This is a genomic window from Thalassotalea sp. G20_0, assembly GCF_017744175.1.
Classification (GTDB): domain Bacteria; phylum Pseudomonadota; class Gammaproteobacteria; order Pseudomonadales; family Endozoicomonadaceae; genus Endozoicomonas.
This window is the reverse complement of record NZ_JAGHQV010000461.1, coordinates 1-585: the sequence shown is the minus strand read 5'-3', so window position 1 is coordinate 585 and position 585 is coordinate 1. Positions and strand designations below refer to the sequence as shown.

1 protein-coding gene is annotated in these 585 nt (G+C 48.7%); it reads left to right on the top strand.

Annotated elements, in window-relative coordinates:
• A partial coding sequence (locus J7438_RS27050; protein ID WP_209279105.1) for a hypothetical protein occupies positions 1-585 on the top strand: 585 nt, incomplete at both ends.

Genomic DNA, 585 nt, shown 5'->3' with positions numbered 1-585 from the left:
CTACAAGGAACTTCCGGTATTCCGGATAGTTCAACGGCTGCTTCAACGCAGGCAGAAACCTCAGCACCTGTTGAAACAGGACAATCAGTAACATCGTCGTCAGCAACAGGCACTAAAACTCAGACGACAAAAGCTATATATCAAACGACAAACCAAGAAAATACATCATCAACATCTGATACCACCACAACAGAAGACGCCTCTGGTAGATCCGACAACGCAACGGCGTCTCCAACCTCAACAACCATCTCAACCGCTGCACAGACCAGGCAATCTGGCCAGACGACAACATCAACCCCCGACACAGCCAGGCAGACAGTTATTTCTGGTTCCAGAGATAGCTCAGCTGCTTCTCCATCATTGACGTCAGCATCAACAGGCACGGCTGCCGAACAGGCAACAACGCAACAATCAGTCACTCAGGAAAAAGCACAATCAACGTCTGGTAGCCCGGAGCTACAAGGAACCTCCGGTATTCCGGATAGTTCAACGGCGGCTTTATCACCGACAGAAACCTCAACACCTGCAGAAACAGGACAATCATTAACATCTTCAGTAACAGACACTACAACTCAGACGTCAATT